The 22,654-nt window shown below is 59.4% G+C and carries 21 protein-coding genes and 5 pseudogenes; 13 read left to right on the plus strand and 13 right to left on the minus strand.

Annotation, left to right across the window (positions count from 1 at the left end):
• Positions 1–3: 3 nt before the first annotated feature.
• The 4 genes from GHK62_RS26175 to gcvA are packed head-to-tail and all read right to left on the minus strand — an operon-like array spanning position 4 to position 3,439.
• A complete protein-coding gene (locus GHK62_RS26175; protein ID WP_153441926.1) occupies positions 4–1,020 on the minus strand; it encodes an alcohol dehydrogenase in 1,017 nt (338 codons plus the stop codon).
• Between the two features lie 12 nt (positions 1,021–1,032).
• Entirely contained in the window at positions 1,033–2,184 is a 1,152-nt protein-coding gene (locus GHK62_RS26180) for a flavin monoamine oxidase family protein (RefSeq protein ID WP_153441927.1), read from the minus strand.
• Entirely contained in the window at positions 2,181–2,480 is a 300-nt protein-coding gene (locus GHK62_RS34015) for a hypothetical protein (RefSeq protein ID WP_153441928.1), read from the minus strand. The genes GHK62_RS26180 and GHK62_RS34015 overlap by 4 nt, the downstream gene beginning before the upstream one ends.
• A 35-nt stretch (positions 2,481–2,515) precedes the next feature.
• Complete coding sequence (gene gcvA / locus GHK62_RS26190; protein ID WP_153441929.1) at positions 2,516–3,439, minus strand: transcriptional regulator GcvA; 924 nt, start codon at positions 3,437–3,439, stop codon at positions 2,516–2,518.
• Positions 3,440–4,019: 580 nt separating this feature from the next.
• On the opposite strand from gcvA, the gene GHK62_RS26195 reads away from it, so the two are divergent.
• From GHK62_RS26195 to GHK62_RS26205, 3 genes are read left to right on the plus strand one after another with little or no spacing between them, the layout of a single operon-like run.
• Positions 4,020–5,282 carry a metallophosphoesterase family protein gene (locus GHK62_RS26195; RefSeq protein ID WP_153441930.1) on the plus strand — a complete coding sequence of 421 codons (1,263 nt, stop codon included), beginning with the start codon at positions 4,020–4,022 and terminating at the stop codon, positions 5,280–5,282.
• A complete protein-coding gene (locus GHK62_RS26200) occupies positions 5,282–8,782 on the plus strand; it encodes an AAA family ATPase (RefSeq protein ID WP_153441931.1) in 3,501 nt (1,166 codons plus the stop codon). Before GHK62_RS26195 ends, GHK62_RS26200 begins: the two co-directional genes overlap by 1 nt.
• 59 nt (positions 8,783–8,841) lie before the next feature.
• Positions 8,842–9,588 carry an NYN domain-containing protein gene (locus GHK62_RS26205; protein WP_153441932.1) on the plus strand — a complete coding sequence of 249 codons (747 nt, stop codon included), beginning with the start codon at positions 8,842–8,844 and terminating at the stop codon, positions 9,586–9,588.
• Between the two features lie 136 nt (positions 9,589–9,724).
• On the opposite strand, the gene GHK62_RS26210 is transcribed toward GHK62_RS26205, so the two are convergent.
• Positions 9,725–9,925, minus strand: a complete 201-nt coding sequence (locus tag GHK62_RS26210; RefSeq protein ID WP_234887060.1) for a hypothetical protein — start codon at positions 9,923–9,925, stop codon at positions 9,725–9,727.
• A gap of 69 nt (positions 9,926–9,994) precedes the next feature.
• Between GHK62_RS26210 and GHK62_RS34540 the strand changes: the two are divergent.
• A pseudogene (locus GHK62_RS34540) lies at positions 9,995–10,183 on the plus strand (GTP-binding protein); the annotation flags it as partial.
• A gap of 142 nt (positions 10,184–10,325) precedes the next feature.
• Here the strand turns inward: GHK62_RS34540 and GHK62_RS26220 are convergent.
• The 4 genes from GHK62_RS26220 to GHK62_RS26230 all read right to left on the minus strand — a co-directional run bounded on the left by GHK62_RS26220 (position 10,326) and on the right by GHK62_RS26230 (position 12,815).
• Complete coding sequence (locus tag GHK62_RS26220) at positions 10,326–11,012, minus strand: Abi family protein (protein WP_153441934.1); 687 nt, start codon at positions 11,010–11,012, stop codon at positions 10,326–10,328.
• A 115-nt stretch (positions 11,013–11,127) separates the two neighbouring features.
• Positions 11,128–11,616, minus strand: a complete 489-nt coding sequence (locus GHK62_RS26225; protein WP_153441935.1) for a helix-turn-helix domain-containing protein — start codon at positions 11,614–11,616, stop codon at positions 11,128–11,130.
• Positions 11,617–12,202: 586 nt separating this feature from the next.
• Positions 12,203–12,388: a hypothetical protein gene (locus GHK62_RS34545; protein ID WP_234887061.1), complete on the minus strand. Its 186-nt coding sequence runs from the start codon at positions 12,386–12,388 to the stop codon at positions 12,203–12,205.
• Positions 12,389–12,395: 7 nt separating this feature from the next.
• Complete coding sequence (locus GHK62_RS26230; RefSeq protein WP_234887062.1) at positions 12,396–12,815, minus strand: hypothetical protein; 420 nt, start codon at positions 12,813–12,815, stop codon at positions 12,396–12,398.
• A gap of 884 nt (positions 12,816–13,699) precedes the next feature.
• Here GHK62_RS26230 and GHK62_RS26235 point away from each other — a divergent pair.
• The 4 genes from GHK62_RS26235 (at position 13,700) to GHK62_RS26250 (ending at position 15,362) form a co-directional block, all read left to right on the plus strand.
• Positions 13,700–13,957: a hypothetical protein gene (locus tag GHK62_RS26235; protein WP_153441936.1), complete on the plus strand. Its 258-nt coding sequence runs from the start codon at positions 13,700–13,702 to the stop codon at positions 13,955–13,957.
• Positions 13,958–14,070: 113 nt separating this feature from the next.
• The gene (locus tag GHK62_RS26240) at positions 14,071–14,331 is read left to right on the plus strand and encodes a type II toxin-antitoxin system ParD family antitoxin (protein WP_153441937.1); all 261 of its coding nucleotides are present in this window, start codon (positions 14,071–14,073) and stop codon (positions 14,329–14,331) included.
• On the plus strand, positions 14,328–14,624 hold the full coding sequence (locus GHK62_RS26245) for a type II toxin-antitoxin system RelE/ParE family toxin (RefSeq protein ID WP_153441938.1): 297 nt from the start codon (positions 14,328–14,330) through the stop codon (positions 14,622–14,624). Before GHK62_RS26240 ends, GHK62_RS26245 begins: the two co-directional genes overlap by 4 nt.
• A 312-nt stretch (positions 14,625–14,936) precedes the next feature.
• Positions 14,937–15,362 carry an ATP-binding protein gene (locus GHK62_RS26250; RefSeq protein WP_153441939.1) on the plus strand — a complete coding sequence of 142 codons (426 nt, stop codon included), beginning with the start codon at positions 14,937–14,939 and terminating at the stop codon, positions 15,360–15,362.
• Positions 15,363–15,885: 523 nt separating this feature from the next.
• On the opposite strand, the gene GHK62_RS26255 is transcribed toward GHK62_RS26250, so the two are convergent.
• A complete protein-coding gene (locus tag GHK62_RS26255) occupies positions 15,886–16,824 on the minus strand; it encodes an MBL fold metallo-hydrolase (RefSeq protein ID WP_153441940.1) in 939 nt (312 codons plus the stop codon).
• A 670-nt stretch (positions 16,825–17,494) separates the two neighbouring features.
• Between GHK62_RS26255 and GHK62_RS26260 the strand changes: the two genes are divergently transcribed.
• Both GHK62_RS26260 and GHK62_RS26265 read left to right on the plus strand, forming a co-directional pair.
• Complete coding sequence (locus tag GHK62_RS26260) at positions 17,495–17,803, plus strand: type II toxin-antitoxin system TacA family antitoxin (RefSeq protein WP_153441941.1); 309 nt, start codon at positions 17,495–17,497, stop codon at positions 17,801–17,803.
• Positions 17,803–18,348 carry a GNAT family N-acetyltransferase gene (locus GHK62_RS26265; protein ID WP_153441942.1) on the plus strand — a complete coding sequence of 182 codons (546 nt, stop codon included), beginning with the start codon at positions 17,803–17,805 and terminating at the stop codon, positions 18,346–18,348. Before GHK62_RS26260 ends, GHK62_RS26265 begins: the two co-directional genes overlap by 1 nt.
• Positions 18,349–18,575: 227 nt before the next feature.
• Here GHK62_RS26265 and GHK62_RS34925 read toward each other — a convergent pair whose 3' ends face one another.
• Positions 18,576–18,707: a hypothetical protein gene (locus GHK62_RS34925; RefSeq protein ID WP_268833823.1), complete on the minus strand. Its 132-nt coding sequence runs from the start codon at positions 18,705–18,707 to the stop codon at positions 18,576–18,578.
• A 526-nt stretch (positions 18,708–19,233) separates the two neighbouring features.
• Between GHK62_RS34925 and GHK62_RS26270 the strand changes: the two are divergent.
• Positions 19,234–19,488, plus strand: a pseudogene (locus GHK62_RS26270) (DUF4158 domain-containing protein); the annotation flags it as partial.
• 123 nt (positions 19,489–19,611) lie between these two features.
• Positions 19,612–20,353: pseudogene (locus GHK62_RS26275) on the plus strand (Glu/Leu/Phe/Val family dehydrogenase); the annotation flags it as partial.
• A 34-nt stretch (positions 20,354–20,387) separates the two neighbouring features.
• On the opposite strand, the pseudogene GHK62_RS34550 reads toward GHK62_RS26275, so the two are convergent.
• Positions 20,388–20,534: pseudogene (locus GHK62_RS34550) on the minus strand (nuclease PIN); the annotation flags it as partial.
• A 319-nt stretch (positions 20,535–20,853) separates the two neighbouring features.
• Here GHK62_RS34550 and GHK62_RS26285 point away from each other — a divergent pair.
• Positions 20,854–22,074, plus strand: coding sequence for a calcium-binding protein (locus GHK62_RS26285; RefSeq protein WP_153441944.1), 1,221 nt, complete (start codon positions 20,854–20,856; stop codon positions 22,072–22,074).
• A gap of 55 nt (positions 22,075–22,129) precedes the next feature.
• Here GHK62_RS26285 and GHK62_RS34555 read toward each other — a convergent pair.
• A pseudogene (locus tag GHK62_RS34555) lies at positions 22,130–22,309 on the minus strand (hypothetical protein); the annotation flags it as partial.
• Between the last annotated feature and the right edge of the window lie 345 nt (positions 22,310–22,654).

The following is a 22,654-nucleotide window of genomic DNA, read 5'->3' on the forward strand; positions in this document are numbered from 1 at the left end:
GTCTCATCTCGTCAGCACGATCCGGAACTTCGCGTCACCGGACCTCAGCTTTTGAACAGCGTCCTGGGCTCGCTCCAGCGGCATGGGCTCGATCATCGGCCGCACGCCGGTCAGTACGCTGAAATCCAACGTCTTCTCGTTCTCGAACGGGGAGCCGGTGATCGAGCCGGTCACGCCGCGTTCGGCTCCCACCAGGTAACCCGTCGACACCGGCAGCGGATCCTTACCAACGCCAAGCACGATCAGACGACCTTCCGGTGCAAGTGCGGGCATCAATGTGGCAACGGCCGTCGGATTGCCGGTCGTGGTGAAGATGGCTTTCGTGCCGCCCATCGCATTGATTACGTCGGCAGGATTTTCCCTGTTCGTATCGATATAGCGATGCGCTCCGAGCTTCATCGCGTCCGTGGCGATGTCCTTTCCGCGGCCCACCGCCACCACCCGGAATCCCATCTTGCGGGCGTATTGCAGCGCCATATGACCGAGGCCGCCAATCCCGAGAATGGTAACAGTATCACCTGCCTCGGCGCCCGATTTCTTCAGCGCGTTGAAGGTGGCAATGCCCGCGCAGAGGATGGGCGCGGCCTCGTCGGACGACAGTTCGTCGGGGATGGAGACGAGCCCGGTCGCGCGCGCAATCATCATCTCGGCGTAACCGCCGTCGCAGGAGGATCCTACAATCGGCTGATTGCGGCACAGATTGAACCGGCCGCGGCGGCATTCGCTGCATTCGTTGCAATGGCCGCCGAGACGACCGACGCCGACGCGCTGTCCGATCTTCCAGATCGACGGCGTGTTTGCGCCAACGGCAACGATGCGGCCGACCACCTCGTGACCGGGAACGCGCGGTGGCTTCAGTGTCGGATCGGCCTTGTCGATGTCGCTCGCATCCGCGCCGCAGACGCCGCAGGCTTCGACGGCAATCAGCACCTCGCACCGCTCTGGTTCAGGCGCCTCACGTTCCACCAGCTCGAGAGTGCCGGGTGTTGTCACCTGCATGGCGCGATATGTGGTCTTCATGGTTCTCAATCCCTATGCTCGGGATGCTTGGGACGGAGCAGCGCACGCGGGTCTCTCGGACCTGTTCAGCCTGCTGACGATCTCGTTCGCGGTTCGTGTGGCTGCTTCAACCGCGCCGGCGAGGTAACCGGGTTCGCTCAGGCTGGTCTCGCTGCCAGCCAGCGAGATGTAATCCCGCCATTTGCCATTGACCCATGGCCGTCGGTCGGGGATCGGATGGCCGCCCGCCTGCCTGTCGTCGGCCGTCGCGGTCAACGGGTCGTCCGTCCAGTCCTTGTACAATGTCGCGCGGGGACTGGCGGCCTGCGGGCCGAACATCTGAGCAAGCTGCTGGACCGAAGCCGCGACGATCGCATCTCGTCCGACGGCTGCGCGTTGCTCGGCGGGAACGCCGACGAAGCCGAACAGAGCAGCCCGGCCCGAAGCGGTTGTCGCATCGTGAATCTCTACGAGCGGGCCCACCATACTTTGCGCCGTGCCGGAGAGGCCGGCGTCGCGCCAGAATGGGCGGTCGTAGAGCGCGAAGAACTTTGCACGCGGCGCCATCCAGGTCGGGGTACGTCGCCATCGTTCCGATGTCGTGACGTCGAGAGCGGGCGAAAACAGAACCTTTGCCTCAAGCAGACGCGGCGGCAGTGCGAACAGCACATGCGACGCCCGCTGTTTATGGGACGATCCGCTTGCAGCGACGTACTGCACAACGACCTCTTGGCCCTCGAGCGAGACATGCGTCACCCGCGCACCGAGCTGAACGCTTTGTGCGGGCAGGCTTTCGCCAAGCACCGATATGATCGCACCCGTGCCGCCGACGAGCCGCATGGACTGCGGGTCCTGCATTCCGCGATAGCGCTGAGGGGCTTCGCGGGACATCCGCTGGAAGATCACATCGCCATCGCTGTTCTGCTCGAAGTAGTGAAGCCCGAGAAGATGGACGAGGTCGCCCATGGCCGGCTGCATGCCCGGCCAGAACCACGACGGGCCCAGATCGAAGCCGTCGCCCGATAGTTTACCAGTGGCGTCGACAGACAGAATTCGGCCGCCCAGGCGATCGCGGGCCTCAAGGAGCTTGAAGTCGATACCGGCTTGATAGAGGAGACGGGCTGCGGTCAGGCCGGCAAGCCCACCGCCAACGATCAGAATGCTTGGTGACACGGATGAGCTCATCGTAAAGACTGAGGGCCGGCGATCTGCGAGAGGAAGGGCTCTTTGTACTTCCGATAGACGCCTGCGGCAGCACGGCGGTCTTCGGGAGTAATCTGCAACGTGATTTCCAGATAGGCCATAATCATCCTTTTCCCGTTTGATGCGCCGGATTGCCGGCCGATCATCCCTGACGAGCGCATCCGGGTGATTATCGCAGCGCCCATCAACGCGATTGAATGCCGCTTGAGGGGCGATTTGACAAATGAGAGTTTCTTGGCCGCTGCAAAGAAAATCTTTGCCGATATGGCGCATGTCACCAATTCAATGCGAGTCGAATAGCCTGAGACTAACCCTAAGCTTGGGAGGCGGTCGCTTCCTCGATGAGCCAATCCCGGAACGTGCGAAGCTTGGCAAGCGACGAGTATTCCGCACGGTAAACCACATAGTAGGCCAGCTTCGAAGTCACTTGAACTTCGGGAAAGAGCCGCCGCAGCCGACCCGCAGCCACATCGTCGCGCGCCAGAATGCTGCGCGCCAGCGCCACGCCGCGCCCTTCGATCGCGGCTTGGAGCACCGCCGCCGAATTGTCGATCCTCATGCCTCTTTGTGCTTGGCCCTCGCGCACACCGGCGGAGCGCAGCCACATGTCCCAAGTGACGAAACCAATTGCTGGATCGACGGAAAGGTCGTGGATGAGTGTGGTCCGTGTGAGATCGGCAGGTTCGGCAAGACTGCTCGCATCGGCGAAACTTGGAGAGCAGACCGGGAAGATTTCCTCTTCCATCAGTTTTTCCGAAACAAGGCCCGGCCAGGTTCCGTCGCCATATCGCACGCCGACATCTATACCATGAGCTTTGTAGTCGATGAGCTTCAAACTCGTCTCGAGCCGAATGTCGGTGTCCGGGCATCTCATCTGGAAACGATCGATGCGTGGCAGCAGCCATTTGGCGGCAAAGGCGGGGCTGACGGTAACGTTGAGAATACCCCCAGTCGCGGACTCGCGAAGCCGATTCAGTCCCATGCCCAGACGGTCGAGGCCCACCCGGATGTCCGGTAAGGCGCGCTCTGCGTTTTGGGTCAGGGTGAGCCGGGCTTTGCCGGTCGTGCTGCGATTAAACAGCGGCATGCCCAGCCATTCTTCAAGACCACGCACCATCTGTCCGACCGCAGCAGCGGTAACATTGAGCTCCTCGGCCGCGCCTGAAAAGCTTCCGTGACGCGCGCTCGCTTCGAAGGCTCGCAGCGCATTCAGATAGACCGGTGATTTCCTGTTCAACGTTATTCTCTTGCAGGTCTAGATGTGGCTTATCAGCTCGAAAGCGAGCAACATCTCCACTCTTGTCCCTTGACAGGTCAAGTTCCATCAACAGAGAAGACGTGCCCGGAGTCGACCACCCAGGGGCTCGACCCGGAATATGGCTCATGTATACCTCCACGACCCCACCGCGCTACTTCGGCGACGATCATCGGCTGAAGGAGTTCGATCGCACTCTGAGCCTCGATGTCCATGTGACAATGGCGCCTTCGAGACAAAGAACCTGAAGCTTGGCTTCACCAGAGGCTTCACGCAGTCGCAGGCCGGTCCCCGCAGGGCAAGGAGTTCAGCTTCGAGGACGAGTACCGCTGAGCCGCCTTCACCGCGCGGAAGCTGATCTTCGACTGCGGCGACGAACCCAGGCCCGCGGACAAGTTCGAGCAGCTGTTTGCTGCTCAGACGGGCAGGCGTGCCGAGGGGTAGGCGGAGCATTCTTATCGAAATCGGACAAACGTGTGGAGATCAGAACAGAACGCGAATTCGTTGTCGCATCGACTCAATCGATGCCATATGAATGCAGGTCAATGCTTGAGGGATCCAATTGGCCTATCGCTTCCTGCATACCGCCGACGTTCATCTCGACTCGCCTCTGAAGACGCTCGCTCTGCGCAATCCGGAACTCTCCGAACTGCTCGGTCTGGCAACGAGGCGGGCCTTCATTCGCGTGGTCGATCTTTGCCTGGAAGAGCAGGTGGACGCGCTTGTTCTTGCCGGCGATCTCTACGATGGCGATCAGACCTCGATGAAAACGGCCCGCTTTATCGCCGAGCAGCTTCGGCGTCTTCATGAGGCGGGCGTTCGAACGTTCATCATCCGAGGCAATCACGACGCCCTGTCTAAAATTACGACGGAGCTTGTGATGCCGGAGACGGTGAAGGTATTCGGGGCGAGCGCCGAAGCGGTGGTGATAGACGGCGCCGGCCATTCTCCCATTGCGATTCATGGCCTCAGCTTCGCGAAGCCGCACGCCCCGCAAAGCCTGCTTCGACACTACGCGCTTCCTGTCCCGGACGCGGTCAACATCGGGATTATGCATACCAGTCTCGGCGGATCGGAGAAGCATGACCTCTATGCTCCGTGCAGTGTCGCGGACCTACAGCAGAGCGGCTTCCGCTACTGGGCTCTGGGTCACATCCACAAGCGGTCGGTGATCGAAGACCCCGCCTCGGTCATCGTAATGCCTGGCATGCCTCAGGGGAGGGACATCAATGAAGACGGGCCCAAGTCGGTGTCGCTGGTCACGATCAGGGACGACCGGTCGATCGTGGTCGAGGAGCGGTCGACGGCGGTAGTGCAATTTGAGCGCCTCGCCGTCGACGCGTCGGGGGCGACCGACTGGAAGGGCATGATCGGCGAAGTCTCGTCTGGCCTCCACAAGCTCCGTGCGTCCGTCACCGCGCAACACCTTGTGGCACGCGTCCAGATAACCGGATGCAGCGACCTGGCTTGGCGCTTGCGACGCGATCTCGACCTCGTCCGCACCGAGCTGGAGACCCGCGGGGCGCACATCGGAAGCCTCTGGATCGACAAGGTGCAAACCGTCTGCCTGCCTCCTGGCAGCGTCAACAGTCGGTTGGGAGCGGCAGGCGAGCTGGCTACCATCATGGAAGACGAAGTGACTCGGTCGGAAGGCTATCAGCAGGAGCTCAGAGCCATCGCCGAGGAACTGCGTGCGCAGCTTCCCGCCGAGCTTCGCGAGATGTTCGGTTCCGACGAGGTATCGTTCGAGGAGACTCTCGCCAACATTGCCAGGGACGGATCCGCCGAAGTCTTGGCGCGTCTTCGTCGTGAGAAGGTCGACTGATGCGTATCAACCGACTTGACCTGACGCGTTACGGCAAATTCACCGATGGCGTCATCGATTTCGGTCCTTGTCCCGTTGGCTCGCCCGATCTTCATATTATCTATGGGCCGAACGAAGCCGGAAAGTCGACTACGTCCGACGCCATCCTAGACCTGATCTTCGGCATCGGCACCACGAGCAAATACGGCTTCCTGCATCCATATGCGTCGATGCGGATAGGCGCGAACATCCGCGTCGCCGGACAAGATCGAGAATTCGTCCGAATCAAGCGTCCGCAGAACAGCCTCCTTGACGGCGAGGAGCGGATTCTGTCCGACCCTATGATAAGGGCCGATCTTGGTGGCATCGACCGGAACGCCTTCACGACGATGTTCTCTCTTGACGACGAGACGCTTGAGAGAGGCGGACAAAACATTCTTGCAAGCAAAGGCGACCTCGGGGAGCTGCTTTTCTCCGCAAGCGCAGGGCTGTCTGACCTTAGCCGCCAACTCATCGAGATCCGCGGCGAGACCGACGCCTTCTACAGGTACCGTGCGCGCAGCGGCGGCCTGGGCGACCTGAAGGCGAGGCTACAGGATCTAAAGCAGCAACGCGAGGCAATCGATCTGCAAGCGAGCGACTTCCAGCGGCTTGTCGCCGAGAGGGATCGATTGAGCCGGCTTTACGACAGTGCCATCGCGGAAAGGACGCAAACGCAGAAACGGATCGACGAAATTCGGCGCATCCTGCAGACAACGCCTCACATGGGGCGGCTATCGGGACTTCGGCAGAAGCTTGCCGACCTGGAGGTGGTTCCGGAGCCGCCGGAATCGTGGCGGCAGGAATTGCCTCAGCTAAAGAGCAAGGAGATCGAGCACCGCGTCAAGCTGGAGGACCTTTCCCGTTCGTCGGCCTCTCTGGACGAGGAGGTTGCGGGCCTCCAAGCCGATCCCGTCGCGCTCAAGCTTGCCGCTAGTATGGAGGAATTTTCTGAGCTCAAGGCCAGATATCTCACGGCAGAGAAGGACATACCAAAGCTTTCAGCGCGTGCGGCCGAGCTTTCGATCGAAAGCATCCTCCTTCTTCTAGGGCGACCGGGTGAACCGTCGCCGAGTCGGCTTGTTCTCGACGCTGCGACGGTGGGAACACTGAGAGCGCTGATCGCCTCGAAGTCCGGCGTAGATGCTCGCAAAGCCGGCGCCGCGGACGAACTCGCGAAGGCGGAGCACGCCCTGGCGGAGGAAGGCATCGGGTTTCGGGAGGCCGATGCGCTCCATTCGGCGGAAAGGACGAAGGCCTTCGAACTGCTTGCCGCGACTTTGAAGGCGCAGCCCCGGTCCGAAGATGAGCTCGTGCTTCGGTCGCTTTCACGTCGGCGCGACGCCGCGTCCGGCGCGCTATCAGAAGCTATCAGCCGCCTTCTACCTTGGCGCGGCGCCGTTGGCGAACTCGGTACGATGGTGTGCCCTTCGGCCGCGACACTTGAAAGCTGGAAGAAGCTGTTCAAGAGCAACGAAGAAGCCTTAAGGTCCGCGCGCTCGGAGCTGGAGCGGCTCGAGCCCGAGGCTCGGCGGCTAGAGGCCGAGATAGAAGCGTTGCGTAGTCAGGCCGGCGATATCGATGAGGCTACCGCCACGGCAAGTCGCATGTCCCGTGACAGGGCGTGGGCGGAACATCGTCAGACGATGGACGCCGCGTCGGCGGACTTGTTCGAGGCAGCGATGAGGGCCGACGATCGTGTTCTCTCACAACGCCTGCTGCATTATGCGGAGGTAGGTAAGCTCAACCAGCTTCTGCAGCGCCGCGCAACAGTGCGATCGGACATCCAAACGGTTCTTGAGTCCCATAGGCGGGCCGAGGGCGAGCTCGAGAAACTCAGATCAGAGGTCGCTGAGAAGATGAGCACGATCTCTCCCGACCTTCGACTCGCGGCCGATCCGCAGGAACTGGAAGAATGGCTTTGTAATCGAGATGCAGCTCTCAAGGCGCGGGATGATCTTGCCGCCGTCGAGCAGGATATGGCCGACGTCCGGGATCGCCTAGCTCAAGCGAGACGTTTGCTAACGCAGGCGTTGAATGCTGCCGAAGTGGGCTTCCATCCGGACGCCGATCTAGCAGGACTGGCATCCGCTGCGGACGAAGCGCTGGAAGCGTATAACGAAGCGCTTTCTCGTGCGAGGCAGATGCAGCGTCTCAGGAAGGACGTCGTGGAGCGCCGAAACACGCTCCACTTAGCGGAGCGCGCGACGGAAGAATGGACTCTGGTCTGGAAAGCGACCTGCGAAGTATGCTGGCTTGGCGAGCTGAATGGCCTTCCCAGCGTCGATGCGGTCACGGAGATCCTATCGACGCTCGAAAAGCTTGCATCAGCCATAGAGACCAAGGACACATTGATCGACCGCATTCAAAAGATGGAGAAGGACAAGGCCCAGTTTCAGGCGAGGGTGCTTGAGCTCTGCAGCATGCTCTCGATCCCGTCGGACGGATCACCGAGCGAGCTCGCCCAAGCGGTGGTCGAGAAGGTCCGAGGGGCGGGCCTTAACCAGGAGCGCCTAGAAAAACTGGTGCGCGATCTCGATGCAGTCCGGAAGGAGGAGCACGGCCTGAGGCTGGAGCAGCAGCTTTTGGAAGCACGGGCGCGCAAGATGATCGAGTTCTTCGGAGTAGATACGCTGGACGAGGTCGAGGCTTATTGCGACCTGGCAGGCAGGCGTCGGGAACTGTCGCGATCGATCTTTGAGCTGGAGCAGGAACTTGTCGAAAGCAGCGGTGCGAGCGACATCGCAGGCGTCGAGACACTGGTCGGAGTCGCAGACAAGGTGGACCTTGATGAAGAGCTTGCCCGCCTTACGCCAGTCCTGGAGGATCAGGACCTCAGGTGCAGCGAAGTGTTCAGAGACCGTTCTAAGGCGCAGGACGCCATTGATGCCATCGGGGGCGATTCGATGGTCGCGGAGATCGAGGAACGGCGGCGAACGACGCTTCTGGAAATAGAGGACGGCGCTCGCCGATACATGGAACTGCGCGCGGGGATTGCAGCCGCGGAGCACGGTCTCAGGCTGTACAGGGATCGTCATCGCAGCGGCATGATGGCTCGGGCGTCGGCGGCCTTCAGGACGATAAGCCGCGGAGCCTATCAAGGCGTCGCCGCCCAGCCAGGCAAGGATGGAGACGTTCTGATCGCGGTAACGGCGGCTGGCGGTTCGAAGGCTGCAGACGAGCTTTCCAAGGGCGCTCGCTTTCAGTTGTACTTGGCCCTCCGGGTGGCCGGATATCACGAATTCGTCGGCAACCGGGTGTCGGTGCCGTTTATCGCCGACGATATCATGGAAACGTTCGACGACTTTCGCGCGGAGGAAGCCTTCAAGCTATTTGCGGAGATGGCGCAGCATGGCCAGGTCATTTACCTGACGCATCACCGGCACCTCACAGACATCGCGCGGAAGGTCTGCCCCGGAGTCCGGCTCCACGATCTTGATAAGGTCGGAGCGACCAGGCTCGAGATCGTCGCGGCCGAATAGATGACGCTTGATCAGTATACTAGACGTGCAACTTTCGCGAACGAAAGCGAAAAACAGCCATGGCAAACGACATCCCTTCGACGCTCGCGCTCCTGATCGACGGTGACAACGCCTCGCCGAAGATCATTGCCGGCCTGCTCGCTGAAATCGCCAACTACGGCACTGCCAGCGTCAAGCGTGTCTATGGCGATTGGACCAAACCCAATCTCAATGGGTGGAAGGAATGCCTGATTGAGCATTCTCTCCAGCCGGTCCAGCAGTTCTCCTATACATCCGGCAAGAATGCTACCGATGGTGCAATGATCATCGATGCGATGGACCTGCTCTATACGGGCCGCTTCTCCGGTTTTTGCGTTGTCTCAAGCGACAGCGATTTCGCAAGGCTCGCAGCAAGGATCCGCGAACAGGGCGTTACGGTATACGGGTTTGGCGAGCGGAAGACGCCTCGCCCGTTCATCACGGCCTGCGACAAGTTCGTCTACTTCGACGTGCTGAAAGCGCCGGGAGAAGAAGTCCTGGCAACCGCTGCCGCGCAGGACGAGGCGAAGGCAAAGGCTACGAAAAACGCCAGGGATAATTCGCTGCTCTCCATGCTCCGAAACGCCGTAGTTGCCGTGTCCGATGAGACCGGCTGGGCCAATCTCGGTGCCGTCGGCAGTCACGTGGCAAAACAATCGCCAGATTTCGACTCCCGGAACTATGGGTTTGCTCGGCTGAGCGATCTCGTCGAAGCGACGGCAAAGTTCGAGCTGGACCGATCCGGCAAAGCACAGAAAGGCATTCTCGTCCGCCTTCGTCCAAACTGATCAAAGAAACTCAAAAAGCGCCAGGGCAGGAACGGTTGATGACAAGGCCCGTTGCACTCGCGTTTTCCCCCCACGCGAGCCTGTTGCGGGATGCTCATCGAAGTGCGCCGGCAGGGATAACGGCTCCATCTTTAGTTTAAGACTTCTTCTTCCGGCCCGGCTTGTCCTTCTCGAGGCTCTGCTTCAGCGCCGACATGAGGTCGATCACGTTGCCGGTGTAGGTCGGCTCTTCGCCAGTACCCTTGACCTTCGGGACCTTCTTGGCGGCTTCCGCTTGTCCTCGATGATCTCCAGGGGTTTTTCCTGCACGGGGTCGCAAACCATGTTCGGGTTCCACGGCTTGCTTCGCTCCTCGATTAATGACGCCTTCATCGACAAGCCATGGCCCGGCGTCGTGCAGATGCTGAAGCCCTATCTCAATCCGATCTGGGGCGACCGGCGGCAGAAGATCGTCTTCATCGGCGCCGATCCGATGGACGAGGGGAAGATCCGCGCGGAACTCGATGCCTGCCTCATCGACAGCCGGGTCTTTGCGCCCGAGCTCTGGCGCAACCTTCCCGATCCATTCGCGACCTGGGACCGGCGGGCGGCATAGCGAGGGCCGGAACCTTGGACTTGCGGGTGACGGGCGCCCGCCAGCAGTCGATAGACATGGAAAACTGCACGACGGGCGGTGACTAGGAGCGCTCTGTGCCGCTATTCGGTTGGTCGTCATGACACGACAGTAGCGGTCCACATCAATCCGCCTGCTCCTGTTGCACAACATTGAATATCAGCACCAGCCCTTCCTCTGGATAGAGGCTTTCGAAACGGCTACATGCCTTGCACCACTCGGCGGCAACGGGTGAGAGCCAGCCGGTTAACTGCAGGATATTTGCGTAGTGTTTTCGCAAATCCCAATGCAGCACCGTTTCATGATGGGCCAGGCGGTTGCGAAGGGTGCGGATCGCTCCAAGAGATTTCGTGAAATCCTTGCGCCGCAGGCCCTTGCCATCCTCGCGCTTCGCAATGTCTTTCAGGGTCGTCTGCCACAGGTTCTCGTATTCCTTGCCGAGCATCGCAGTCCAGAAACCGAACGTGAGGGCCGCCACGATACGCGCTGGCGTGTCGTCCTTGCCCTGTTCGGCGAGTTCCTTGCGAGCCTTGGCGATCATGTCGGCCTGTATGGGGTTGGCCTGATGTTCCGGCATGTCGAACCAGGTGTCGCCATGGGCCTTGGTCATCACCTGATGGATGCGGTTACGTAGCGCCACCTCCAGCATATGGAGGGGCGTGTACAGGCTCTCACTCAGCAGGGTATTGAGGGTATAGAGGACGATAGCCTTGTTGCGGTCACCCCCTTCCCATCCCAGATAGGTACCAAACCTGTCGGCTGACAGCGTGTCCTCTATGCCCGGGAAGGGTCTATCGTCGTCTATCGCCATGGTACCTATGGGGTTGATTTCTCCCCCACCCCTGTATATATCTGTGTCTGTAAACCCCGGTACCGTCTCTGCCCTAGGCATGCGGCCGGGGTAATTCATTTCTGGAGTACCCTTGTCATTCCTTGGGCCTCTTCCCCTTGGGTGTCTCTACACGCTTCCTCTCTGCCTGCCGCTTCTTCTTTTCCAGCGCAAAGTCCGGCTCGAGGTCCTTGATCCTCTGGATGAGCCCGTCGAGGTGGTAGGTGTTGGCTCCCCAGTCACCCGCCGCGGTCTTGTGCTGCACCCGCTGAATGAGACCTGCCTGCTCCAGGGCCTTCATGTTGGGCTTGATGCTGGAGGGCTTGATGCCGATGCGATCGGCGAGCTGCTGCTTGGTAGGGAAGGGCGGGCGATCTGGCGACCAGAACAGATCAAGCAGGTGCATCAGAAGACAGAACTGCGTGCTGTTGATGCCGAGCCTATGCTGGGAACGGATGAGGATCGTCGGGATGGCCGCGTAGCCATGGCTTCTCACCTTCTTGCTCCGGATCTTTTCGAAACTGTTGGGAGCCGGGTCTTCAGGCTTCGTCGGAAAGGCGACGACGGTGTTTTCTGCTGTGGTCATTTGGGTCTCGCTAAATTGAAGTTAGCGAGAATGTGAGCGAGAATGCCCGCAGCTTCAATAGGCCCCCGCTAAGCTGGTCGGCTAGAATTCTACCGTACCTGCCTATCCGTGTTTCGCCTTACTGGCGTATAGGGCTGGACGATTAGGCTACTTAGTGGTGACGTTTCGGCCCCCACCTGGGTGGAAATCATCCCCCACCGTGGGGTACCTGCATCGCCTACCCAGACGGCACATTTTAGAGAAAAACGACTGAGTCGCATGGCTTCTAGCAGCATTCAGGGCCATCGCACAGCGGAAAAATGTCATCGAAGGGCGGCGGGAGAGCACGAGAGGCGGGGCGAGGGCGCCTCTCGTCTGATTTGCGGGCGGGCCGACCCCGGGCCGGAAGCAGCTATCCGCCATTACAGAAAAGGGCGAAATGACACTCTTACGCCGGCATGCAAAACCCGGCGCCTTCCCGCGCCGGGTGCTGATTCCTCAAAGGAGTTTCTGCGGCCATCGCCACTGGAGTGGAATCCTCGCCGCTCTCGTCATTTATTGGGGGAGCATAGCGGAGCAGCGAGCCAAGCCTTGCCCGGTCCTCATGCTAGCGTTGATCGGAAACGTCAGCGGCGGGGAGGGTCAGGCGTAGCCGGTCCAGTTGACCGGGCGTCCGTCCCAGAGAAATGCGGTTCGCACCGTGTCGATGCGGACCGATGGAGCGGCCATTGACGCGGCGGCGCATCGGCTCTCCGGCGAAGGCGTCGAGTTTCGGGACAACCTTTCCCGTCATCCACGGCTCATTGCTGGTATCGGCGGCAATCTGGCTGACCTCGCGGACCTCGACCATGTGGCGGGCGATGACTTTCGTCACCTGATAGAAGTCGATATTGGTCTGCTCGTAGCCCCATGAGGCATAGAGAATATGCCCGACTTCGAAACCGTGGGGTTTCTTGCGCTCGTCGCGGCGTTCCTGCTTTCCATTCGGCCCAACGGCGGCGACCTTCGAAATGTTCGTGGATTTTCAAGTCGCGGGCGGCTTCGCCGGCAAAGGTGTGGTGCCAGTCCGGTTTCTGCGCCTTGCCATGAAACGCCATCGCGGCGGGCCGATCCTTGGCGCTCGTGCAGACGCAGACAATGGCGTCGCTCGCCTTGTCGGTGACCTTCACGAAGCCTTTCGGAATGTAGAAATCGCGGGTGAGGGGAGCGAAACGCATCATTCGGCGTCCTCCCATTCCTCGACCCCCGGCGCCGGCGGCATGGCGAGCGCATGAGCCGCCGCAAATGCCGTTCTCGAAGGCGGGCAGGTAGCGATCATAGGCTTGATTGAAATCGAGCGGCTGGCCGTCGAGCCGTGCCAGCCCGCCCGCGAAGCTCTCGAACCATTCTTCAAAAGTGGGTTCGCACATGGTTTCCTTCCTTTCCCTTTGGACCGCGAAGCAGGGCCGCGTCCTGCTTCCGGGGCCGCGTGAGCGGTGGGCTGGAAGGGGAAAATAGCCTTCGCGGGGAACCGCCTGCACAGAACGGAGCGAGAGCGCAGTAGAGGAAGGTGGGCGGAAGGCTGTTTGGGTGAGAGAAGGGCAAAGCCCTCGGCCGCCTCTATGGCAAACGGATTCCGCGCCAGGTGGCGCAACTATTCCGGCGAGATATCGTCGATCGTACAAACGATCGTCACGCGAATGTGCGGAACCCCTTGGGTTCCGTGGAGCCGGCGTAATCACCGCGGCGGAATAGAGCCTGGTCCGAAGGATGTGCCTGTGGAATCAGGAGACATCCATGGGAAAACAAATGAAGAACGATTTACATCGTGGTATGCCTGTTCACGACAATTCGTTTCATGGGGTGATGTGGGAATGACAGCATCGAAAGCGAGCCGGAGCGTTGCGATTGAACGGAAAAAGCGGGATGGGGCGACGCTCGCTGCCCTTGCCGAGGAATTCGGTGTCTCTCAGAGTACGATCAGCCAGCTCTTGTGGCCAAGCAGAAAAAAACCGACGCACGATCAAACAGCGTCTTGAGGCTCCTCTGTGGAGGATAACGACACCATACGAGTAGCCCACTTACGGGGGATCTCTGAAACGAGAGTACAAAGGCAGGAGCAGCGATGCTGAAAACCAATACCCGCCAAGCGAATTGGCGCCGTGCCAATCCAAATAAGTATGATGCTCATCTCGCTGTGCAGCGAGCAGTGAAGGCAGGCGAGCTGGAAAAGCAAACGTGCGAGGTCTGCGGGATCGAAGCGGTCGATGCCCATCACGATCAATACGACGAGCCTTTGAAAGTGCGGTGGTTATGCCGCCGACATCACACCAAGCTTCACCACTACGGCGAGGACATGTTTCCGATCAGGGATGAACTTTAGTGATCTCCAGAGCGAAATTGGCCCCGTCGGCCCGAAGCTGTGGCGGGCCTTCCATTGATAATAGTTGATAAAAGAATTATCTTGGAAGTACCACGACCGTTGGAGAAATTCACATGATCAGTGCTGATCTTGGCAAGCAGCTTGAAAACTACATCCAGAATCTCGTTGATTCGGGCAGGTACGGCTCGAAAAGTGAGGTATTGCGCGAGGGTGTGCGACTGGTTCAAGACCGCGAGACGCGCCTTGCTGCTCTCGATGCTTCCATCATGCGCGGGGTTGCCGATGCTGACGCTGGCCGTACACATGCCTCCGAAGAGGTTTTCAGCGAACTGCGCAAGCGGTACCAAGCCATGCTGCCGGATTCGGCCGAATGAAGGTCCGCTTCACGACTGAAGCAAAGGCGGATTTACAGCAGATCGGTGACTACATTGCGAGGGAAAACCCATCCCGAGCTTTGTCATTCATTGAGGAGCTGGAACAAAAATGCTTGTCCCTCGTAACTTCCCCGGAGGCTTTCCCTTTGGCACCTCGATATGAAGGGTACGGCATTCGCCGCCGAATACATGGGAACTATCTGATTTTCTACCGTGCGGAAGCCGAACAAGTGGTCATTGTCCATGTCCTGCATAGTTCAATGGACTATGCTGCCATACTCTTTGAAGGCTAAGCCGATGCCGGAAGATTTCAGCCGACATGGTTTGTCGGGCCTGCCACCGGAAGACAAGTTGGGCCTCGCGGTTTCGAATACGCCGACTCACTCGCTCATGCTTTTGAACAGCTACATGCGGACCGACATGCTGCAACACATCCATTTGCGCTTAATGGATGCCTGTGACGTAGCAAGCTTTTAGGATTTTCGCGACAGCTTGACGAATCGCGCGCTGGGTGAACGCCTTCCGCTGCGAGGAGCAAAAAAGGGCGTTCCAAAAACCACTGATTGGCCGTCATTTGGAACCGTCCAATTTCAGAGAAAATCCCTTTGAAACAGGGTGACTTCCACGGCAAGCTCAGCCGCCTGATCGCCCGCCTCAAGGCGAAGCGTAGCGACCGGCGCCTTGCGTTCTTATTTCAGCCTCCGACCGAATGCATGCAGATGGACTGGCTGCCGACGATGGTGCACCGTCTGGTCGCCGGCAGGGGTGCACAGCGAGCCAAAGGCGGCGTCAAGATCATCGACTTCTCCGAAGTGCCGTCTGACGTGTTGCCACTGATGGTCAGCCTACTGGCCCAGGTCGTCTTCGCAACAAGCTTGTGGACGGAGTCTGAGATGCGTCATCCGATCGCCATCCTCTGCGACGAGGCGCATCTCTACATTCCCGAACGGACGCAGGCGGACAGCGGAGATGCGGTTGCGGTGGAGATCTTCGAGCGCATAGCCAAGGAGGGAAGTACGGGATCGGGCTAGTGGTCATCAACCAGAGACCCTCAGAGGTCAACCGGACGGTGCTCAGTCAATGCAACAACGTCATCGCCATGCGTCTTACGAACGGTGACGACCAGAGCGTGATCAAGCAATTGCTCCCCGACTTCCCTTAGGAGCTTTGGGACCTGCTGCCGGACCTCGACGTGGGCGAGTCGCTCGTAGTCGGCGACGCCAGCCTGCTGCCTACACGCATCCGGATCTCCGAGCCGTCCAAGAAGCCCGACAGCCACACGGTGGCGTTCTGGGATCGCTGGTGGAGACCGAGCCGACATCCGGTACAGCCAACGCCGTTAGAGCTTGGCGCCGCCAGAGCATCTCGTAACGGTATCGTCGAAGTGCCTAGTAAATTTGTGCCCCTTAGCTCGCGGATATCCACGCAGTTTTTCCTCCTACTGCCGGAACGATGCTTACCCGCCATCCTGAGGAAGCCGGCGCGAGCGCCGGAACAACCATTGCGGTGATCTCGAGCGAGTGCGTGATCGAGAGGCATCGCATCCGCCGTAAGTCAGAGCAAATTGACGGGTATCTTAAGATACTGGACGCCATTGTCCTCCGCTGGAGGCAACTTGCCGGCTCGCATGTTGACTTGGACCGACGGGAGGATGAGCTTGGGCACAGCAAGGGTCGCGTCACGCTCATCCCGAATCCTTACAAAGTCGTCCTCAGAAACATCGTTACAAACGTGGATATTTCCCATTCGTTGAGCCTCGACTGTTGTTTCCCAGGCAAATTGATCCCGCCCAGGCGCCTTGTAGTCGTGGCACATGAACATGCGGGCTTCGCCTGGAAGTTTCGTCAGACGCTTGATCGAGCGGTATAGAGAGCGAGCGTCGCCGCCAGGGAAATCGCAGCGTGCCGTGCCATAGTCGGGCATGAAAAGTGTGTCGCCTAGGAAAACGGCGTCACCGACCACGTATGCAATGCAGGCCGGCGTATGGCCAGGTACGTGCAGGACGGTCGCATCGAGAGAGCCTATCTTGAAGCGGTCACCGTCCTGGAAGAGGCGATCGAATTGGCTGCCATCCCTTTGGAATTCGGTTTCAGCGTTGAAGATCTTACCGAAGACCTCTTGGACCCTGATAATTTCTTGGCCGATGGCGAGCTGCCCACCAAGTTCTGCCTGGAGAAGAGAAGCAGCCGACAGATGATCCGCGTGAGCATGCGTTTCCAGCAGCCATTGAACGTCAATATTTTCGTATTTTACGTAATCAATCAGCGATCGAGCGGATTCGCCCATCGTGCGCCCGGAGGCTGGATCAAAGTCAAGCACACTGTCAATAATCGCGCCTGCGGATGAAAAGCGATCCCACACGACGTGACTAACGGTGAAGGTCGCAGTGTCAAAAAACGACTGCACCACAGGTCGCTTGGGCGGGTCCGCCAGGGCGTCCCGTATAATTTCTGAGGCAAACGCGAGGTGAAGGTCTGTTGCGGCGTCAGACATGTCTTCCTCCGATTGATAAATGCCAAATCGATAGGACGGTAATCATGCAAGCGCCTATGTAGTAGCAATGCGGCGGGTCGTCGGCTATAGCCTGTAGGGTTATTTGCTCCAATCGTCTGATGCTTCTGCTGCATAGCGAAATCCAAAAACACGCGGGCGCTTGCGCCACCGCGCCGGGTCCAGCGTACCAGGACGAAGCGGATCGACTGGAAGCTCTCCGAGCAACTTACAAGCTCCGCCAAGCGGGTGTCGTTCGGACACGCCACCGGTCGAGGCAAAACATGCTCGTCCAAATGTTTTTCAACTCTCGGGGCAAACCCTATTAATTGCGTTGACCAGTTCCTTGTCTGCTTGGCCTGAGGTCAGGACGACAGTGACCGGTCGCCTCGAGCCCACCACATCAAGGGCACGAGTGAACGCGGATACCGACCTGATCACGACATCGTTCGCTAAGCCGCCGCTCAGCTCAATGACAAGAACGAGATCATCCGCTTTGCCCCTGCCGGCGAAACGTCCGCGTCACGGAGCCCGAAAGCGCCGGACTTAATCAGCCCATTGACCGTCCTCCGTGGAAAGTACGCGAACGAATTCCTTTGCTCTTGAAATGTACGTTTGAATAACGTACATGGGTCCAATGTAATCGGGTTTAAGAACGTGGCAGGAGGCGATGATGCGAGCAATCAAGGACGTCACGATTGACATCGACGAGCCGAACAGCGCGCGAATGAACTTCCGAACGAAGGAGCGTGTGAAAAGGACGATTCAACGTGCCGCGGCACTTTCCGGTCTCGACGATTCTGCGTTCACGATCAACGCTGCCTACCAGTCCGCCATTGCCACGATCGCGGCGCATGAAGCGACGCTGTTGCAGACAACAGACTATCAGGCGTTTTTCGACGCCTTGGATAATCCGCCTGCCCCAACTGATCAGTTGAAAGATGCGTTCAACCGCCATGGCGAGACTATAGTTTCGAAATAATGGCGGATGCCGCAGTCTCAAAACCTATAATCGGGCCGCTCGACCCCAGCAGGCATGATCGGGCGGCTTTTTCTTGTGGTGTCATCCAGGTCGACAACTTCTTCAAGAAGACAGCGAGCAAGCTATCGAAAGCAGATAATCTTCGTGTCTACGTCATGACCGAGAGTGATGGCAAAACTGTTATCGGTTTCTACGCCATCAACACCCACTCAATCAGCTACGCGGATTTGCCGGAGCGCTTTGCTCGCAACCGCCCAGGATACGGCGCGATCCCGGCCGCCTACATTTCCATGATCGGCCGCGATCAGCGCTACAGGGGTGGCGGTTACGGCGGCGATCTGCTTGCCGATTGCCTGAAAAAGCTGGCCGGAATTGCCGAGCAGGTCGGGATCGCTGTCGTGCTCCTGGATATTCTCGATTGTGGTGACGAAGAAAAGACCAACCGTCGGGCAGCGCGTTACGCCGGATACGGCTTCCAGCCTTTGCCATCGATGCCGCTGCGCATGTTTCTCCCGACTGCGACGATCAGAAGCTTGATAGGCTAACTCCCGGATCTTCGCGGCAGGCGCGGAGTTCCAAATAATGCAGTTTCGGCACTGAAGCTTGGTGAGTGAGTGGGTCGAGTCCCTTCGCTTGCAGCCGTTTCCGGTTGGCCACGTCAAACTCCGGTGTTGCACACGCCATTGAGGGGCGTTTGTTGCTTTTCGTCACACGATGAATCGCAACATGCAGGCGTCGTGTTGCAGGCTTCACAAAGGATCCTGTTGCTCTTTCACAATCCAAACTGAAGAGCTGTATTTCTCGCGAGGCTTGCTGGGGCCGCCATGACCATCTCGTTTGCGAGATCGATATCGCCGACGAGACTGACGGTCTCGATACCGCGAGTTATAGCGGTGTAGAGCATGGTGCGATCCAGCAGCTTCGACCGAACGACGGGAATGATTACGCCCCGCCCGAGGCCAAGCCGAAGGGGCGACGCAAAATCCGCGCATGCGGTTTCGTCGATCCTGCACGGAGCGAGCCGGAGGCGAGGGGAGGAAGGACGGGGAGACCGTTTTTTCCCTTGTGAGGGAGAGAGGGCAGCGCCCTCTTTCCCTCCTTCAGGAAGGCAAAGCCGGCCGCCTGGCGGCCGCCATTTCAGATACGAAAAGGGCCGCCCTGGCTCGTAGACCAGGACGGCCCCGTGGTGCATGACAAGAAGGGCTAACGACTTGCCACGACCAACTCTCGATTGTCGTTGCCGGTTGGCAATATGCTGATTTCACCGCAAGCTGTAAACGGCTTTCATATGCAATTTGATGCAGTCATGGCCCTATCGGCCCGAAGCTCAGATTTTGGCCAAGTAAAGAACGTTCTGGGAACATTGGGGTGGTGGTTGACGGCCAAGCTGACAAGGAATGACGGTCTGCTCTGGTAAACGGAGTGGCGCTATGAGTATTGGTTTTTCGAGTGGGGATTTGGTCGAGCGCTGGAGCCTGAGCTTTTCTGACATTGCTTTTGTGAACAGCATACCGGAATTGGCGCAGCTAGGGTTTGCGGTCCAACTTAAGTTCTTCGCAGCGCACCGCTTCTTCGTGCGAGATCCAGCAGCGATCCCGGCCGAAGGCATTTTGTATCTGGCCGAGCAGCTGGGCCTCAATGCTGAAGCTGTGAACTATTACGATTTCTCCGGCCGGACGGCGCGCCGACATTGCGCGCATGGGCCGGCAACCCGGCAGTCGTTCACAACAACAGTAGACCCGAACGAGCATTGTGCGATGAATTCCGCCAACTTCCTTGAAAGCGTCGATAATAACTTCCGCCATGCCATGTCCTTCCTCGATCTGCCGGAAGGGCTGGGGAGCGGATCATCCAGTGCAACTCGACCTATGCGGTTCGCTTCGGCGTGCGCCTGCGTGGCCGCATGTACAGGTTCATCGGCTGGCGCTTAGTCCACAGCGAGCATTGCGAACCAGTGAAGGGCGGCATTCGCTATGCCTCGAATGCCTACGCCGAGGAGGTCGAGGCTCTGGCGGCGCTGATGACCTTGAAGTGCTCGCTCGCCGGTGTGCCGTTCGGTGGCTCGAAGGGCGCGCTGAAGATCGATCCGCGCGAGTGGACACCGCAGGAACTGGAGCGCATCACCCGCCGCTTTACCCAGGAACTGAACAAACGTGGCCTGAGGGTCCGGGCGTCAACGTTCCCGCTCCCGATATTGGCACCGGCGAACGCGAGATGGCCTGGATGGTCGACGAGTTCCGTCGCGCCAATCCGACCGGCGTCGTCAATGCGCGGGCCTGCGTGACGGGCAAGCCCTTGTCGAAGGGCGGGATCGCCGGGCGGACGGAAGCTTCGTGCAGGGGGGTGCAGTTCGCCATTCAGAGCTATCTCCGCGATACCCGCACGAAAGGTTTGGATGGCCGGCGCGATCTCAAGAGCGCATCGGTCATCGTCCAGGGCTTCGGCAATGTCGGCTACCATGCCGCGAAGTTCCTGTCGGAAGAGGACGGTGCACGCATCACCATAGTCGCCGAACGCGATGGTTATGTTGCCAGAAGGAGCGGCGCACCGCCAACAGGACTTCGGTGGTGATCGCGTCCGCCTAGTTCTCGAGGTCGACAATCTCCTTGCATCAGCGCTCGACATCGTTGCCGAAGGCTTCCGTACCGCCAACGATGGTTTGGGAATGCTGTTCGAAAAGATCGCAGAAAGGGCCTCCGCGCGGCAACAGCCGCCTGAACCAGACCAACATGATTCTTTCCAGGAAAGCTGACGTTGGCAAAGGAAATAGCGCCGCTATATCGGATAACACAAACGGATAGCCGGCTTTGAAATACCCATGGATTTTTCCCCTTCGGCCTTGGCCATCGGAGAAACAGGCGTTGGGGCGGGCAAGCCGATGGTGGTTCATAAAAGGGTCAAGTCCGTATGCCACTATCACCAGCGACACTGAAGGCGCTCGCGGTTAATGTGATGGCAACTCATCGCTGACTCCGTGTCCGGTGGCAAAGCATGCGCCGCCTTCATACTCCCCGGGGCTATGGGGCTTATCAAGGAGAGAACAGACCACCATGGCTTACATTCCCGGCACTGAAAACGACGACACGCTGAACGGCTCCGATGGCCGCGATCAGATCCTCGGCTTTGGCGGCAACGACCGTCTCTTCGGCTTCGGCGGCGACGACGTCATCCAGGGAGGCGCCGGCGATGATCGGCTCGAGGGTGGCGAAGGAAACGACGGCCTGTGGGGCGATGCCGGACGAGATGAGCTTTATGGCGGAGCCGGGGACGATACGCTTCATGCGGGTATCGGCGGCGACCATCTGGACGGCGGCGCCGGTATCGACACGGTAAGTTATGCCGACGCCCCGGGCCGCGCATGGGCCGATCTCAATCTGGGGCGTGGTGGTGGCGACGAGCCGTACTACCCCCCCAGGACTTTCGATACCTATTCGGGCATCGAAAACATCGACGGGTCAGCTTTTGACGACTCGTTCATCGGAAGCGAAGAGGCCAACGTCCTGCGCGGCGGCGGCGGCAACGATTTCCTCAGTGGTGAAGGCGGCAATGACACGCTCGACGGCGGCACCGGGCGCGACAGGCTCGAGGGCCACGATGGCGACGATTTTCTCGACGGCGGCGCGGGCGGCGACAAGATGTGGGGCGGCACCGGCAACGATACCTACTTCATCGACAGCACAGACGACCGGGTTGACGAAGCCGATTATGGTGGGACCGCTCCGGACGGCATCGACACAGTGAGGTCGAGCTATTCCATTTCACTGTCGAATGAGACGATCTTCAAGGGCGACATCGAGAGCCTGACGTTGATCGGCAGCGGCAATCTGAACGGCAGCGGCAATGATCTTGCTAACGTCGTAACCGGCAACACCGGGGCCAACAGGCTCGATGGCCGCGCCGGCGACGACACGCTTGCCGGTGGCTTCGGCAATGACACGCTCGTTGGAGGGGATGGCAACGACAGCTTCCTGTTCAACACGGCCCTCAACGCTGCCAGCAATGTCGACAAGATCAACGACTTCTTGGTTTCCGACGATACGATCTGGCTGGACAACGCCGTGTTCACCGAGCTCGCCACGCCCGGTGCGCTCGACGACGACGCCTTCTACATCGGGACGGCAGCGCACGACACCAACGATCGCGTCATCTATGATCCAACCACCGGCAGTCTTACCTACGATGCAAACGGCGACGCTGCAGGCGGGTTCACCGGGTTCGCTGTGCTCGATGCAGGGCTTGCGCTGACCAATTCCGATTTCCTGGTCGTGTAGCAGATCACGAACGCATCCCGGCTCCGTTGCAAACGGCTGCCGGGATGGCGCGCTCTCAATCTGCCTGCATGTAGTCCGCCACGCTGTAGCAATGGCTCGCGTGGTGGGCGTTCCGCCCCCGGTTCATGTGCGTCAGGTTCAACGTCCGGGTGGCGCGCAACTCGCGGCGGCTCGCGAGGGATCTGCGGATTGAGACAGAGCCGCGCACATTGATGCCGAAAATGTCCGCACCCCGCTCGCCGACCGGTGATAGCACCGCCTTCGAAAAGCAATCCGGCCATCCAACGTTGACGGCAGCGACATGTCTTCAAAGACTGTCCGCACATGCAGATGATGTGATGGGGGACATTCAATTGGCTCAAACCCAGTTTTGGATATTGACGCTCGCATGGGCAGCCTTCGCGATTCTGCTCACTTGGGGCGTATATACTGCATTTCGCCTTCACTTCGGCCAGCTACCATTGGACTATGGCGCTTTGATCGGCTTGGGCTCCGTCTATCTTGCTCACCGGGTTCGAACCCTAGCGCGAAGAGTGGGATGGGCGAAAAAGCCTACTCAACTCAAATCATAACGTTTGCC

This window comes from Sinorhizobium terangae (assembly GCF_009601505.1).
GTDB classification, from domain to species: Bacteria; Pseudomonadota; Alphaproteobacteria; order Rhizobiales; family Rhizobiaceae; genus Sinorhizobium; species Sinorhizobium terangae.

Coding starts and splice junctions, on each gene's coding strand:
- GHK62_RS26225 (WP_153441935.1), bottom strand. CDS start 11,616: ATGACCACAGCAGAAAACACCGTCGTCGCCTTTCCGACGAAGCCTGAA.
- GHK62_RS26205 (WP_153441932.1), top strand. CDS start 8,842: ATGGCAAACGACATCCCTTCGACGCTCGCGCTCCTGATCGACGGTGAC.
- GHK62_RS26220 (WP_153441934.1), bottom strand. CDS start 11,012: ATGGCGATAGACGACGATAGACCCTTCCCGGGCATAGAGGACACGCTG.
- GHK62_RS26180 (WP_153441927.1), bottom strand. CDS start 2,184: ATGAGCTCATCCGTGTCACCAAGCATTCTGATCGTTGGCGGTGGGCTT.
- GHK62_RS26235 (WP_153441936.1), top strand. CDS start 13,700: ATGCTGAAAACCAATACCCGCCAAGCGAATTGGCGCCGTGCCAATCCA.
- GHK62_RS26230 (WP_234887062.1), bottom strand. CDS start 12,815: ATGATGCGTTTCGCTCCCCTCACCCGCGATTTCTACATTCCGAAAGGC.
- GHK62_RS26285 (WP_153441944.1), top strand. CDS start 20,854: ATGGCTTACATTCCCGGCACTGAAAACGACGACACGCTGAACGGCTCC.
- GHK62_RS26200 (WP_153441931.1), top strand. CDS start 5,282: ATGCGTATCAACCGACTTGACCTGACGCGTTACGGCAAATTCACCGAT.
- GHK62_RS34545 (WP_234887061.1), bottom strand. CDS start 12,388: ATGACGGGAAAGGTTGTCCCGAAACTCGACGCCTTCGCCGGAGAGCCG.
- GHK62_RS26240 (WP_153441937.1), top strand. CDS start 14,071: ATGATCAGTGCTGATCTTGGCAAGCAGCTTGAAAACTACATCCAGAAT.
- GHK62_RS26265 (WP_153441942.1), top strand. CDS start 17,803: ATGGCGGATGCCGCAGTCTCAAAACCTATAATCGGGCCGCTCGACCCC.
- GHK62_RS26255 (WP_153441940.1), bottom strand. CDS start 16,824: ATGTCTGACGCCGCAACAGACCTTCACCTCGCGTTTGCCTCAGAAATT.
- GHK62_RS26245 (WP_153441938.1), top strand. CDS start 14,328: ATGAAGGTCCGCTTCACGACTGAAGCAAAGGCGGATTTACAGCAGATC.
- GHK62_RS26260 (WP_153441941.1), top strand. CDS start 17,495: ATGCGAGCAATCAAGGACGTCACGATTGACATCGACGAGCCGAACAGC.
- GHK62_RS34925 (WP_268833823.1), bottom strand. CDS start 18,707: ATGCTCTACACCGCTATAACTCGCGGTATCGAGACCGTCAGTCTCGTC.
- GHK62_RS26175 (WP_153441926.1), bottom strand. CDS start 1,020: ATGAAGACCACATATCGCGCCATGCAGGTGACAACACCCGGCACTCTC.